13 protein-coding genes are annotated in these 14,823 nt (G+C 51.1%); 5 read left to right on the top strand and 8 right to left on the bottom strand.

From position 1 onward, the window contains the following. Positions 1 to 2: 2 nt before the first annotated feature. The 3 genes from KK062_RS08335 to KK062_RS08345 all read right to left on the bottom strand — a co-directional run bounded on the left by KK062_RS08335 (position 3) and on the right by KK062_RS08345 (position 3,808). A complete protein-coding gene (locus tag KK062_RS08335) occupies positions 3 to 974 on the bottom strand; it encodes an ROK family protein (RefSeq protein ID WP_254083817.1) in 972 nt (323 codons plus the stop codon). Positions 975 to 1,287: 313 nt separating this feature from the next. Next, positions 1,288 to 2,457 (bottom strand): DNA-binding transcriptional regulator, encoded by a 1,170-nt coding sequence (locus KK062_RS08340; RefSeq protein WP_254083818.1) that lies wholly within the window; start codon positions 2,455 to 2,457, stop codon positions 1,288 to 1,290. A 40-nt stretch (positions 2,458 to 2,497) separates the two neighbouring features. Beyond that, complete coding sequence (locus tag KK062_RS08345) at positions 2,498 to 3,808, bottom strand: glucosidase family protein (protein ID WP_254083819.1); 1,311 nt, start codon at positions 3,806 to 3,808, stop codon at positions 2,498 to 2,500. A gap of 141 nt (positions 3,809 to 3,949) precedes the next feature. Here KK062_RS08345 and KK062_RS08350 point away from each other — a divergent pair, with 141 nt between their 5' ends. From KK062_RS08350 to KK062_RS08360, 3 genes are all read left to right on the top strand, one after another. Then, a complete protein-coding gene (locus KK062_RS08350) occupies positions 3,950 to 4,960 on the top strand; it encodes a hypothetical protein (RefSeq protein WP_254083820.1) in 1,011 nt (336 codons plus the stop codon). Next, the gene (locus KK062_RS08355; protein ID WP_254083821.1) at positions 4,920 to 7,124 is read left to right on the top strand and encodes a hypothetical protein; all 2,205 of its coding nucleotides are present in this window, start codon (positions 4,920 to 4,922) and stop codon (positions 7,122 to 7,124) included. The genes KK062_RS08350 and KK062_RS08355 overlap by 41 nt, the downstream gene beginning before the upstream one ends. A 291-nt stretch (positions 7,125 to 7,415) precedes the next feature. After that, on the top strand, positions 7,416 to 9,803 hold the full coding sequence (locus KK062_RS08360; RefSeq protein ID WP_254083822.1) for an ABC transporter permease: 2,388 nt from the start codon (positions 7,416 to 7,418) through the stop codon (positions 9,801 to 9,803). A gap of 15 nt (positions 9,804 to 9,818) precedes the next feature. On the opposite strand, the gene KK062_RS08365 is transcribed toward KK062_RS08360, so the two are convergent. The 5 genes from KK062_RS08365 to KK062_RS08385 are packed head-to-tail and all read right to left on the bottom strand — an operon-like array spanning position 9,819 to position 12,892. Continuing rightward, complete coding sequence (locus KK062_RS08365) at positions 9,819 to 10,514, bottom strand: DUF2461 domain-containing protein (RefSeq protein ID WP_254083823.1); 696 nt, start codon at positions 10,512 to 10,514, stop codon at positions 9,819 to 9,821. Between the two features lie 50 nt (positions 10,515 to 10,564). Beyond that, on the bottom strand, positions 10,565 to 10,984 hold the full coding sequence (locus tag KK062_RS08370) for a response regulator (RefSeq protein WP_254083824.1): 420 nt from the start codon (positions 10,982 to 10,984) through the stop codon (positions 10,565 to 10,567). A 13-nt stretch (positions 10,985 to 10,997) separates the two neighbouring features. After that, the gene (locus tag KK062_RS08375; protein ID WP_254083825.1) at positions 10,998 to 11,894 is read right to left on the bottom strand and encodes a DMT family transporter; all 897 of its coding nucleotides are present in this window, start codon (positions 11,892 to 11,894) and stop codon (positions 10,998 to 11,000) included. Between the two features lie 39 nt (positions 11,895 to 11,933). Further along, positions 11,934 to 12,542, bottom strand: coding sequence for a GldL-related protein (locus KK062_RS08380; RefSeq protein ID WP_254083826.1), 609 nt, complete (start codon positions 12,540 to 12,542; stop codon positions 11,934 to 11,936). Beyond that, positions 12,539 to 12,892, bottom strand: coding sequence for a PadR family transcriptional regulator (locus tag KK062_RS08385; protein WP_254083827.1), 354 nt, complete (start codon positions 12,890 to 12,892; stop codon positions 12,539 to 12,541). The genes KK062_RS08380 and KK062_RS08385 overlap by 4 nt, the downstream gene beginning before the upstream one ends. A gap of 118 nt (positions 12,893 to 13,010) precedes the next feature. Between KK062_RS08385 and KK062_RS08390 the strand changes: the two genes are divergently transcribed. Continuing rightward, entirely contained in the window at positions 13,011 to 13,829 is an 819-nt protein-coding gene (locus tag KK062_RS08390) for an SDR family oxidoreductase (RefSeq protein WP_254083828.1), read from the top strand. Positions 13,830 to 13,923: 94 nt separating this feature from the next. Further along, positions 13,924 to 14,820, top strand: a complete 897-nt coding sequence (locus KK062_RS08395) for a helix-turn-helix domain-containing protein (RefSeq protein ID WP_254083829.1) — start codon at positions 13,924 to 13,926, stop codon at positions 14,818 to 14,820. The last annotated feature ends 3 nt before the right edge of the window (positions 14,821 to 14,823 follow it).

Below are 14,823 nucleotides of genomic sequence, written 5' to 3' on the forward strand. Positions count from 1 at the left end.
AGCTACAACGCACTAACACCCTGCAGCGACTGTCGGCCCTTCCGCAAAGTTGAGAGGGCATGATACATCCCCAACACCCCGGCAAACTCCGTCTGCACAGCAGGCACAATCCCAGGCACGTTGTCTTTCACCCAGGAGTGTTTCGCAACCATCTCCCGCACCGCCGGAATGATTACATCCTGACTTTTCATAATCCCTCCACCAATAATGATCCGGTCAGGATCATACGCGTGAATCAACGAAATAATACCCAACGACCACACCTTTAGACAGTGTGCTAAAACCTCCTTCGCCAGCGCATCACCGGTGCGACTCTGCGCAAAGATGTTCTTAAACGTAATATCCTGCTCGCCCGCCAACGCACTGCTCGCAAACCCCGCCTGCTTCCGCACAAACTCCCCCAATGCCCAAGCCGAGCACTCAGTTTCCAAACATCCAACATTGCCACAGTTGCACGTACTACCATGCACATTCATCGTCACATGCCCGCCCAGGTTGCCAGCCACATGATTGCGCCCCCGAAGCAATTTACCATCGATCAACACAGCACTGCCAAAACCAGTACCCAACGTCACCAGCACGAGGTTGTCACACTGCTGCCCCGCACCATACTGCCACTCGCCAATCAATGCCGCCCGCGCATCATTCTCCACCGCCAGGGGTACGCCCCAACGCCGGTCAGCCCACGCCGCCAGATCAAAATCCTGCGCATCCGGATATTTTACATAACGCGACAAAATCCGCTTATTACCAGCATCCACAATCCCCGGAAACGCCACCCCAATGCCAATCGGCGTAAGCCCATGCCCGCGCAACAAACCATCCACGACGTCACCCACACTTTGCAACCGCTGCTCCAGGCTCACCTGCGACTCCGCATCCACCTTTGTATGCGCCAATATCTTTCCGTCAGCCACCAGACCAATCTTGATCATGGTACCGCCCATGTCAATCACCACTCCAACTTCATTCATAAAATTCTTAATTGTATTATATCAGATTGTGCGGAGCACACTAGAATCCTCAATGACGGACAGCCCTGCACGGTAAACATTACTCCAGGCACTAGCCGGCACACCCCGGCAATCTGGGTAACGTTTACCAATGCAAGACATCCAACCGACCAATTAACCCAAATGGTCTTGTACTGCCGGTCAACGACCCCCTGCTTTGTGGTTCATTGCCGTCAGCACAATACAAAGATGCTTGCAGCCGCACAAAAGCGCCTGTCAGATTGCGTCAACGAATAATCGAATTGCGTTTTATGATTGTGGTAAGGAAAGCGTGCTACGCTTTGCGGGCGCCAAAGGCCTTGCGATACTCCAACGGATTGTAACCCGTAGCGAGCTTGAAGTAACGGGTAATGTTAGCAGGATTATCAAATCCCATCTCATAAGCGATCTGCTGCACGTTCAAATCAGATTCCGCCAGCAAGTACTGAATCCGGCGAATGCGCACCTTCTTGATCTCATCCAGGATCGACGAGTTGAGACGCTGATTAAATTTCTTCTCAAGAATGCGACGCGAGTGTGTCGTGGCTTCGACCACATCGTTCACATCAATATCCGCAGCCGGTGCATGCGTATTAATAAATGTCAACGCCTTCCGCACCTCTTCATCATCAATCGCCAACGCACTCGTTGATTGTCGATCAATGATGGCCTTCGGCTTATGAATAAAGTTCGCAGCCGGCCGCTCATCCGCCTCCATCCACGTCAACAATCCCTGGGCAATCTCAAATCCTGCCTGCACTGCATTCTGATCAATACTCGACAGCGTCGGCTGCGTCATTTCACACAACAAAGAGTCGTTATCAACACCGAGAATCGCCAGCTCATCCGGCACGGCATAGCGTGCATTTTTCGCAGCCTCCAGCAAATGTATATTCAGCTCGTCCGTAACCGAAAAGATTGCGCAGGGCTTCGGTATAGCCCGCAACCAGGCAGAAAGACTCTCCGGCAAATCTTCCCACAGCATCGTACGATCGTCAAACAGAAACACACTCGGCTGTATACCGGCCACCTTCGTAGCACGACTAAAGCCCGCCTCGCGCTCTGCCGACCATTGAAACTGGCGAAAACCAAGAATACCAAAATGTTTATACCCTTTACTCAAAAAGTATTCGGCCCCCAATGCGCCAATAGCCTCGTTGTCGGCCCACAAATTAACAGCACTCTCATACAAGGCAGTATGCGGTGAAACAATAAGAGGCACCTGCCACGCCTGCACACTGCGCAGCCCCGGCATCTCCCGGGCAATGATGCCATCGGGATGCCAGTCCGACAAACGCTTCAACAGCTTGTCCTGGTTTTCGGGATGAATATATCGGGGCGAGTAAAAGAAGAAGGTAAACTTGTCGTACAGCTTATTGAAATGCGTAATACCCTTCAGCACGTCGCGGTCATACGCGCGGGCAGCGTCCAGCAATACAGCAACTTTAAAGCGTTTGGTTCTCACGGTGCGTGCAATAGCCCGTGCGGAAGATAGCGATAAAACATCACTTAGCCGCCTTCGGATCGTCCGCCCATTGTTCCAGCAATACAATGGCTTTGTACAACACACCGGCCGAACCACGAAACGTACCCGACCCCTTCGGCTCGTTCTTCAAAGAATACCATTCAAAGAAACCCTTGTTGCGCTCGGCGCGGTCCAGCATTGGCTGCAACTGTTGTACGGCCTCCGTCACAAATCCGTGCAGTACAAGCTGCTGAATCATCCGTCCGCCAAACCAATCCCAGTCGCCGCCGTTCTGGTAGCCATAAGGATACATGCCTTCGTTTACAAAGGTACCTTTGGGGTAGGGGGGATACAACGTGAGCCCGATCGTCGGTCCACCACTGGCCTGTACGTTGTGGATCATCGTTTCGAGGGATGCACGAATCTCATCCTGGTTCAGCAGCCCCGCCTCGATGGCTACTGCCGTGCCACCGTGATAATAAATGGAGTTCTCATCCACACTATCAGGAAAGGGACTGCCATTTAAATATACGTGGGGAATGAACTTCCGACGCGATGTATCCCACAAATGCTTGCGCACATTGACAGCTACAGCCTCCCGCACCGGCCCCCAGTGCTCACGTTTGGCAGGTAAGAGCTCCAGGAAGTTGTCAAGCGCAATAAGCAACATGGCATTGTCATACACGTCAATCGCATAATGCGTATCCTTTGTAAGATACACACCCCAGTTGTGCTCAGGCTGCACATCACCCCAATCGGCTGTCGTCGCACCGTAAATCAACCCATGCGCACTGTCATACCGTTCGTTCATCAAAAACTGCAACGACCACTCCAGCCGCTCGGCCACCGTTTTACCACCAACTGTATCACGCAATAGGGCAGAGTCTTTCGTAGCACGTATATACTTGTAAACCGCCTGTACCAACGACGACTCCTGGTCGGTCTCCACCGTATTTTTGTGACCGGCATAACGCGGTTCCAGATCCGAGTAGATGTAGCTATAGCCCACACCGGCTTTCTCCTTCGGAATAAAACCATCAATGATATTGCCGTCGCTACCTTGCAATCGGAAAAACACCAGCAGGTTCTCCCGCAACTGCTCAGCCGGCAGCACTTCCGCCGAAAGCTCAATAAAGGTGTTATAGTCGCGTATCCACACTTCACCATAACCGTCGCCGGCATTAAAGCCCGAGCGCACCACCGAACGCGCCAGGTCTTTCGTATAAACGTAGCTTTTGTTCTCGCGTATCCGGCGGGCAAGCTCCTGCGTGCTATCCGAACCAGTACAGCTCCAAAAACCGAGGGTCACCAGCAGCGAAGCCATGATGATGTTAATTGTCTTCTTAATCATAATGTTGTCAGGCAACAAACCGTTGCGCGGCACCACGAAAGTGTCAAATACCCGGCCTTTACCCTCTTCAATTTGCGACAAAAATCTGTCTAAATGCGAAAACACCCACCCCCGCAAATCCGTACATTTGTCGTCACCCTCATGAAGCACTACACAGTTCTTGTCCTCCTGCTATTGCTCGCCGCCTGCCGGCAGTCTAACCACACGCCGCCCGCCATTTCGTTTTATTATTGGAAAACAATCTTCCGGCTGTCTGCAGAAGAACGTGCAGCCCTACAAACGCACCGCGTAACCACCCTCTACGTCCGCTACTGCGATGTAGCCATACGGCAAGGTCAACCGGTGCCCGTATCGCCCATCGTATTCCACGACGCACCACCCGACTCGGTCGCCATCGTCCCCGTAGTGTATATAAAAAACGAAGTCATGCTACATCCAAACCTCGACGTAGCCGACTTAGCCCAAAAGCTACTGCGCTACATCGACCAGATCAACGCCGGCGACAGCATTCAAAACGCAGAGATTCAAATCGACTGTGACTGGACCCTCACCAGCCGCGACACCTACTTCCGTTTTCTCGACCAACTAAAAAGCCAAAGCGCCAGGCGCCTGTCCGCCACCATCCGCCTGCACCAGGTGAAGTACTACGCCACCACCGGCCTGCCGCCCGTCGACCGCGGTGTACTGATGTACTACAACATGGGCCGCATCGGCCCCGACCCAGCCCGCTCCATATATGATCGCCCCACTGCCGAAGCATACCTGGGCTCTATCCACGCCTATCCCCGTCCGCTCGACGTGGCACTGCCTATTTTCACATGGGGCATACACGTGCGTAACAACCAGGTAATAGGCCTGCTGAACAAGACCGACGAAGCCATCTTTGCCAACGACCCGCACTTCGAGCAGAAAACGCCGCCCTTCTTTGAGGTAAAAGAAAATGTCCTTAAACTAGGCAAGTATTTTAAACAAGGCGACCGGGTAAAGGTCGAGACCATCACCGCAGACGACCTGCACGAGATGGCCGACGACCTGGCCGACGAGCTAGCCCACCCGCCGGCAGAAATACTGTTCTACGACCTCGACGCATTTAATCTCAACCACTATAACCATGAAAAAGACCTCCTGGAAGACGTTAGCCGTGCTTTTTAGCATCCCCGCGCTGGCACTAATTGCCTATGGTGTGATCCATGCCTGTGCCGGCGGCGATTGGGAAGGCTATGACTACGACTCGAGCTTCACCCCCGAGGTATACGTCGACGAATCTTATGCACCCCTCTTCTATACACCCAGCGACGTATTCTACGGCATTGGCTTTGACGCCGAATACGTAGGGCGGTTTAATGATGACATCGTCGCCGATTGGTCCACGTACCTGAAAGGCAGACTTACTACAGAGGAAGTCTCAATGCTCCTGATCAAAGAAGAAGGTGCCGCAGCCGTAGACCAGCTGTACACAGCCTTACAGAAAAAACAAACACCACCCGCTGCCTTCAGTCGCATCAACCTGGTAGACGAGCGCGTAAAAGGATTTATCGTCTTCCTACACCTGGCGAAAGAGATCGAAGCCTCCAGCACCGTCAAATATGACTGGGACTACGACGAATCCAAGAAACCTCCGGTCGCTACTCCGCAAACCATCACCCGGGCCGAACAACTATACGCTGGTGCCAAAGATGAATTCCTGAAGAATCGTTACTGGTTCCAAGCCATGAAAGCAAACTTCTACAGCGCCAACAAACTGAACGCAACCATATTCTTCGATAAAACAAAGAACGCCGTACCGCAAAACACATTGTATTATCGTGGCTTAGCGTATGTAGCCGGCGTTGCCTATCAACAAAAACAATACGCCACGTCCAACTACCTCTACAGCATTGTCTTTGACAAATGCCCTGTGATGCGGGTGATGGCTACTTATAATTTCCATCCGCAAGAAGAAAGCGATTTTCAGGCTGCTTTGGCCCTGGCGAAAAGCGCAGACGAAAAAGCAACACTCAGGTCATTGTTCGGCTACTACGCAGACGAAAAGGTGGCGATCCGCGAAATCTATAAACTGAGTCCCAAAAGTACGCACCTCGACTACCTGCTCACGCGCCTGATCAACAAAGAAGAGATCCGCCTGAACAGCGAAGGGTGCACCAGCGCCGACGACTACCGCAACAAGCTCAAGCAAAACGTCGATCAACAGGCCGTACAGCTCGTCACCACCCTGGCCAAAGAAGGCAAAACCGAAAAGCCTTACTTGTGGAATTTGGCCGCCGGCTACCTCTCGATCTTCAACGGCGACAACGCCAGGGCTACCCAATATTTTGACAAAGCAGAGAAAGAAGCACCAAAATCCGACCTCGCCACCGCCCAGCTGCGCATCCTCCGGTTGATCAACACCATGCACGGTACCACCCGGCTGGACGCCACTGCCGAAACGCGCCTGCTCCCCGAGCTCGAATGGCTTTACAAGCACGGCGACCAGGAAACGCTTCGTAGCATGCACGTCGTAAACTGGAGCAAACACTATCTGGCATCCCTATACCGGCACCAGAACAATATCGTCTTAGGAGAGCTCTTCGACCGCAATCGCACATACTACCGCACAGCCTCCAACCTCGAAGCCATGAAAGCCTTCCTGCAAAAAAACAGCTACACTCCGTGGGAGAAACTGGCCCTATCGCTATACGATGTCAAACTCGACAACATCTTCGAATACGAAGCCATCATGGCCGCCTATGCCGGCAACCTCGACAATGCCATCGCCCTGATGCAAAAAGACAACACCGGCGTAGAGCTCTACGGCAACCCCTTCAACGGCAAGATCCAGGACTGCCACGACTGCGATCACGCAGCAACACAAAAGATAAAATACACCAAGTTGTCATTCCTGCAAAAGATGAAAGAGATGCAGGCACACGTCGATAAAAATGAAGACGTATATAACAACAGTCTCCTCCTGGCCAACGCCTACTACAACATGAGCTACTTCGGCAACGCCCGCGCATTCTATTACAACAACATCCTGAACCAGTACTACCTCGATATCGACGAATACTACGCCCCGCAGCTCCTGACCTGCACCATCGCCAATCGCTACTACAAACTGGCCCTAACCGCCGCCACCACCGACGAGCAACGCGCCAAATGCGTCTACATGATGGCCAAATGCGAGCGCAACGAAAAATTCAACGGCGACCCCGAAAACGAATCCCTGGCCTGGGAAGGCTTCAAACAGTTAAAGACAAAATACGCCAACACAAAATATTACAAAGAAGTACTCAACGAGTGCAGCTACTTCTCCATCTATTTGAATCGAGGCCATTAATTAAACCGCTGGCGATTTCTGACCCCGCCTGTTTACTCCCGTTACTCCCGGCTTGTCGGGGTGGTACTTGTGACCGCGACTGTCGCCAGCCTCCAGACTTGGCGTGGTGTATTGACAGTAGGAGAGCAAGCTACCGTTCCCGTCCGAATCCGGTCACACCCATTCGCCAGCGCACAAACATCAACTCCAAAAGTCGCTTTTTGATCCAATTTTGACCTGGCACCACTTTAGCATAGAACTAACCACTCTTGAAAGAAATCCCGGAACTGCAACCTTTAACCCGGACCAACTATGCTGTTTACAAACCTGAAAAGCGCCTGGCGCAACTTGCTTCGCCATCCGTTTTCATCTGTCATCAATATCGCCGGCCTGGCCACCGGCATCACCTGCTGTATCTTCATCGCACTATACATCGTGTCAGAGCTACAGGCCGATAGCATGCACGTCCAACGCGACGCCATCTTTCGGGTCAACTACCACAACCTCGAGTCCGGTCGCTCAAATATGCCGACAGCCTACCCATTAGGTACCGTATTGCAAAGTGCCTATGGGGAAGTTGAAAAGGTCGTACGCATGGGCCAGGACAACGTATCCATCCGCGCCAACCAAGATGCCTACTTCTTTGAAAAAGACTTCTATTGGGCTGACTCTACCTTCTTTGACATCTTTAGCTACAAAATGTTGCAAGGCGATCCAAAGACGGCCCTGCAAAAGCCGAACAGCCTGGTCATGACCCAGGACATGGCCCATAAATACTTTCAAGACGAAGATCCCATCGGCAAAGTCGTAGAGCTAAAGATCTACGACGGCGACCGTAAATTTGACTTTACCGTAACCGGCGTTGTCGAAAACCCGCCCCACACGGCCTCCGTGCAATTTGAATTCCTGGCCCCCATGAGCAAAGCGCTGCAAGTATATCCCCAATTCGAAAACTTCTGGGGCTTACAATGGGTATATACATACGTTCTGACGAGCAACCCCGCATCCTTCCAGGCCAAGCAAGCCGGTACAAATACATTCTTTAAAAAATACACCGGAGACAACGCCCCTAACCTGGCATTGGAGTTTCAACCCCTCAGCCACATTCACCTGCACTCCGGCCACGTAGATAAGAACCTAAGCGATGGCATGAACAACATTTACGTCTTTGCGGCAATAGGTGTTTTCATCTTCCTGTTGGCCTGCGTCAACTTCGTCAACCTCTCTACTGCACGCGCGGAAGAACGTCGCAAAGAAATCGGTGTACGCAAAGCACTCGGAGCCTTCCGCCGGCAGCTATTCGCGCAGTTTATGTTAGAAGCATTGTTAACAGCGGCCATTGTATTGATTATATCCTTTGTTGCGACCACAGTGCTACTACCACTGGCAAACAACTATATTGACAGCACCACGATCGTACTACCCACCGTAACGTTGCCGCTAGCGTTTCTGGGCATCATGCTATTGATCGCGCTCTTCGCAGGACTCTACCCCGCAGTTTTCCTATCCGCTTTTAATCCCCTGGAAGCGCTAAAGTCTCGCACGAGTCAAGTGCGTGGTACATCCGTGAGCCTGCGGCAGATGCTGGTAGTATTTCAATTTACGATTTCCATCGCCTTGATAGCCGGCACGCTGATCATCAGTAAACAAGTGCACTATCTGAAGCAAGCCGACCTGGGCTTCACCGTCGACCAGCTCATCACTATACCGGTAGACGACAGACAGATGCAAAAGAAGCTCGTCGCCATCCGCGACTTCATGGCCACCAGCCCCGGCATACAAGGTGCTGCCGTCAGCGGCGAGAGCTTCCCCGCCCAGATGAACTATGCCTATCGCGTTTCGTGGGACGGCTTACCTGCCGACGACACCCGCAGCATGTCAATCATTGCTGTCGACGCCAACTACCTCAAATTGCTGCAAGCCAATTTCCTGGAAGGCCGCAACCTGTCGTCCGATTTTATGACCGACGACTCCACCTCCGTCATCATCAACGAAGCCGCGCGCCAATGGATGGGGGGTGGCGAAGTAGTAGGTAAAGAGATTAAGCTCGGCACACAAAAACGCAACATCGTAGGCGTAATAAAAGACATTCACCATTATTCGCTGCATCAAAAAGTGGCACCTATCGCCTATTTCCCGATACCTCCCGGCGATCGCACGTGTCCTGATAATATTGTGCTGCGCGTAACGGCCTCGTCGCTGCCGGCCACGTTGGTGTCACTGAAAGAAAAGTGGGAGACACTCACACAAGACCGGCCTTTTGAATATCATTTTGTCGATCAAGGCTTCGAAGAAACCTACGCCCAGGAAGAAAAATTCCTGATGCTGTTCCAGGTCTTCTCTGCCCTGGCCATTGTTATCGCCTGTCTCGGCCTGATGGGCTTGTCATCATTTGTCGTAAACAAACGCTCGAAAGAAATTGGCATTCGCAAAGTACTGGGTGCATCGGTATCGCAAATATTATTCATGCTTACACGCGGCTTCTCCTTACCGATCGTCACCGCCTTTTTATTAGCAGCACCCGTAATATACTATGGCATAACACCCTGGCTGGATACATTCGCATATCGCGTAAGCATAGACTGGCTATTGATAATCCTGGCAGGCCTGTCAGCATGGTTTGTAGCATTTGCCTTCATCGGCATTCAATCGTGGAAAGCCGCCCGCGTCAATCCGGTCGAAACCTTACGGGATGAATAGCATGTATCGCTGCCGTTAAAACAAAGGTTCACCGTTAGCGTCAGTCGTTAAGACCTCGCTCACGTGATCAAAGAAAGGACGGATGCTCTTATAGGTTTGATTAACCTGCTGCAAGAACGTGGGCGCTAACACCTCGGCGTCGGTAAACGAGCGTTCGAACCAATATTGTTTGAATCGCAGCAAGTCAATGGCTGGGTCATCGGGTGAGAAACCACGGGGCGTCGTCTTGACCTGGTTGCCTTCCATTTGTCCAAACGTCGTTACGATGCCTTTTGATTTCAACAGCTTCTTCCAGTCGGCATAATTCAAGCTGATGTCTTCGCGAATGCGCTTTAAATCATCGGCATTCGGATTGCCAAACCCACAGCCTATACGTGAGGCCCCCGGCTTGATCCAAAAATAGTATCCACCACGTAACAGCGGTTTGGAGCGTCGCAGACCACCGGCAAAACGGGGATTGTAAGGTGCCTTATCTTTCGAAAATCGTACGTCGTTGTAAATGCGATACAATGCCTTTTTACCCGAAGGTGTTTCAATCTGGTCATGCGTATTCATCTTCGCAATGAGCGCATCCATAAAGCTTTCGGTATTTTCCTTCGCTTGCTCGTATTGTGCGCGATGGGCATTAAACCAGTCGCGATCATTATTCGCGGCGAGCTTCTTTAAAAAATCAAAGGTGCTTTTTTGAATGGCAGCGGTACTTGCAGGCATTTTACTAGCTGTTTTTACAAAGCGGATAACACAATCGGCCTGAAAAAAGATCAGGCTCCGGTCAGTTCCACCGTACGAAACCAATAATTAAAGAAATGTAAGATCTTCTCGTCCGTAGTCTGAAACAGATCGGGCTTAATCACAAACGATGCCGCCCCGGCACTATAGCACGCATGCATAGCCTCAGTATCCTTGCTCCCGCTTAATACAATCACGGGAATAGGTGCCGTGATGACGTGCTGTTTCAATGTTTTAATGAGCGCCGGCGCTTTAAGCCGCCCGGCATCCACATTAATAAGTATCAGCGCTGGCAATTTTTTCCAGGGTCCGCAGGCGTGAAGACACGCCAGCAGCTGATCGGTGTCGCGAACAAACTCGATCGCCACAGGATATTTTCTTTCCTGGAAGAAGTGTTGTGTGATATGCCGGTCATCGGCATCGGGCTCCAACATGAGTATGTAGTCTTTCATAGCAGGCGAGAGGTTAAGCAGTGGCTTTCTTTTTGTTCAGGATATAAACGGCGCCGATACCCAATATACCACCAATAATAGAATGTATCTGCGGCACTTCATTCAAAAACATCCACGACCCCAGCGCCGCCGAGAACGGCACCAGGAAAATAAAGCTGCTGGCCTTGCTGGCACCGATCTTGGACGTAGCAACAAAGTAAAACGTCGTGGCAAACGAAGTCGTGATCGTGGCACTAAAGAACAAATTGCCCCAGAACGTAAAATCTGCCTTGTCCAACACCGCGCCCGCCGACGAAGGTCCCGACAAAGCAAACATCAACACCGTGCTGACGGTATACATCCAGCAACTAAACGTAACCGGCGAGCCGTAACGCCCGGCCCGCGACGTAACAAGGCTGAGAAACGCCCACGATAAAGACGCAAGCAAGAAGTAAATATTACCCGCGCTCCACAAGGCCGACGCGTCCGAGAACAACCGCAGTAAGATGATACCGGCTACTCCGCCGATCGAAAGACCGATCGCCTCCTGGCGTGTAGGCTTACGCCGGCCAATGATCAATGCCAGGGTATATGAAATAATGGGGTTGAGCACTGTCACCAGCACGCCACCGGCACCCGCCTTGCCCACCGTCAGGCCCTTAAAGAAAAGAAAGGTATACAGAGAGATAAGCGCCGACGCCAGCAACAGGTCGAGTAGGCCTTCCCGTTTGATGCGCAGTGACTCTTTAGTAATCCCCAGGATTACCAGGAGCGAAACGAACGTAAGTGTGAATCTGTAAAATGAAATCGTTAGCGGACCGGCATAGAGCGACAATATCTTCCCCGAAGTCCAGCTAAACCCCCAGCAGGTCATGCTGAGGATCATACCCAGCAGGAAGAGCCGCTGACTGGACGATGTTTCCTCGTTCATAAAATCTCTTTTGAACGGGAAAGATAAGAAGAGAATCGACTACGCGATTGATTTTTTATACAAGGTGAAGAACAAGAACGGCAAGAAACCGAATGCAAAGACCAGCGTGCCCGTGATCAACAACTGGTCAGCCCCCGGAAAATGCATGATTTTAAAGATGCCGGCCATTCCGGCGGCAAGTGCTGCAACGACCCCGGTAAATGCGCGCAGCTTTTCAGGCAACGCTTTGGTGAGTATAACCTTAGAGCGGTCTATAACGGACAGCGGTACAAAGATCAATAGTAATAGTATGTAGCCCACAACAAAAAGCTCATCAGCACCAGGCCAATGCAAAATTTTGAACATCATGCCCAGCGTGGTTGCCACGGCGCCCAGGAAGCCGGTAGTATACATGAGCATTTTCATCGCTTTCATTCGGTTATAGTTTAATAATCGTGCGGTTTCATGTTCCAGTTGTTTCAGCCCGTAGGGCGCCAGGTCGAGTATGGCATACTTCAGTTTTACACCAAAGCTTTCCCGCGTATGTCCCCGACTTTCCAATACACAGCAGAGATGATCCACAATATCGTCGCGTAGGGATATACGTTCGATGCCACTCGCGTCTACGACCTGACGGATGTGCGCAATCTCTTGTTCGGTAAGCTTCATATAGTTTTCAATTGCGGAAAAACAATGTTATTCAGCGTTAGGATAAAATCCTTTAGCTCATCAAAATACACCGCCTTTTCCTTCTGTCCTTTTTTAGTCAGATAATAGTACTTCCGCACCCGTCCACCGACCGTCTCCTCCTTAAAAGACAACAAGCCATCCGCCGTCATTTTCTGCAAAGCAGGGTAGAGGGAGCCATCTTTTAATATGATCTTTCCATCTGTAAGCTCTTTTACCTTCTGCGAGATCTCGTAGCCATACATGCGCTCGTTCTCGGACAAAAGCTTTAACAGAATCGCGGAAAGCGTTCCTTTTAATAGTTCTTTTGAATACATAGAATAAAGATACATAGAAATACGATGTATTGTCAAGAAAGGTTGCGAAAAATTGTATCAGTCTTCCCGACTTTTGTATAAACCCTGGCCCGGGGCGCCCCACTAGCTTTGTCTTATCAAAATCAAGAAAGAAATGGGAAAGACAATTTTTATTACAGGGGCCTCCAAGGGATTTGGTAAAATTTGGGCCGCTGCATTTTTGAAACGCGGCGATAAAGTAGTGGCCACCGCCCGCAACACCGAAGCATTGAACGACCTGGTAAAACAATATGGCGACGCGATCCTACCGCTGCAGCTTGACGTAACCGATCGCGCTCAATCGTTCGCCGCGATCAAGAAAGCAAAAGAACACTTCGGCCGCATCGACGTGCTCATCAACAACGCCGGCTTTGGACTCTTCGGCGCCGTAGAAGAAACAAGCGAACAAGAGGCCCGTGCACAAATCGAAACCAACGTATTTGGTCTATTGTGGGTAACACAAGCCGTACTGCCCATCATGCGCGCACAACGTAGCGGCCACATCATTCAGGTATCCAGTGTGTTGGGTATTGTCACGCTGCCCGTACTCGGATTATACAACGCCTCCAAATTCGCCGTCGAAGGATTAAGCGAAACACTGGCCTCTGAAGTCAAAGGCTTTGGCATCAACGTATCGCTGATCGAACCGAACGGCTTCTCGACCGATTGGGCTGGCGGCTCTGCCACGCACACGACACCGATGCCGGAATACGAACCCGTAAAAGCCGCGTTTCAGGCAGGTCTCACCGAAGACTCCTTCGGTAACCCAGAGGCTACCGTTGATGCGGTGCTGAAACTGGTCGACAGCCCCAAGCCGCCACTGCGCCTGTTCCTGGGTAAGGTAGCGTATCCGTTTGCTAAAAGCGTATATGCAGAACGCCTGGCTACCTGGGAGGAGTGGAAAGACGTTGCCGAAAAAGCACACGGCAAGTAAACTAAAAAACAAAATCCCTGGTTTTATGCGGGATGGTCGCCCCTGGTTGATGTGGTTCTCCAGGGGCGTTACCGTTACATTAATCTTTACCTGCATGAAACATTTTAAGAGTCTCGGCGCCCTACACGCTGAATTTGGTTTCGCACCACCCAACCATCCGCTCCTGGCATTATACCGATGTAATCACGACTGCTCGCTTGGGGGCAGGGAGTTTACCAGCGACTTCTATAATATTGGTTTTAAAAAATTGAAGTCGGGTGTATTCCTCTATGGCAGAACGCGATATGATCATGACAACGGTACCATGTCGTTTGTCAAACCCCGGCAGGTTATAGAAATGAGAAACCTCGAAATGGAAGACGATGGATTCATCATTTCATTTCACGAAGACTTTCTCAACGGCCACCCACTCCACGCAGAGATCAAAAAATATAGCTTCTTCGAATACGAGTCCAACGAGGCACTACATCTCACGCCGCAGGAAGAACGCATCATCTGGGATCTCTATGAAAAAATCGTCCTCGAATATTCCCAACACCAGGACGACTCGAGCCGCGACATCATTCTTTCCCACATCGACTCGATTCTCAAATACTCCCAGCGCTTCTACAAGCGTCAGTTTATTCATCGCGTAGAAGTATCGGGTAAAACCGCGTCACGCTTCAACGAGAGCCTGGTGGCATATTTCGCCAATGGCAACCTGCCAGACAAAGGCTTTCCCACGGTGAAGCTCATGGCCGATATGCTACACTTGTCGCCACGTTACCTCAGCGACGTGCTCAAACAGGAGACAGGCAAGACCGCCCTGGAATTGATACACCTCTTCCTGATGTCGGAAGCCAAAAACCTGTTGACTGCCTCTGACACCAGCGTATCAGAAATAGCCTACACCCTTGGGTTTGAAAACCTGCCCTACTTCTCTCGACTGTTTAAAAAAGAAGTAGGCATTACGCCAGTGCAATACAAAAAACATAGTCTGTCGCTGGCGTAACCG

This window comes from Dawidia cretensis (assembly GCF_018598175.1).
Classification (GTDB): Bacteria; Bacteroidota; Bacteroidia; order Cytophagales; family Cyclobacteriaceae; genus Ohtaekwangia; species Ohtaekwangia cretensis.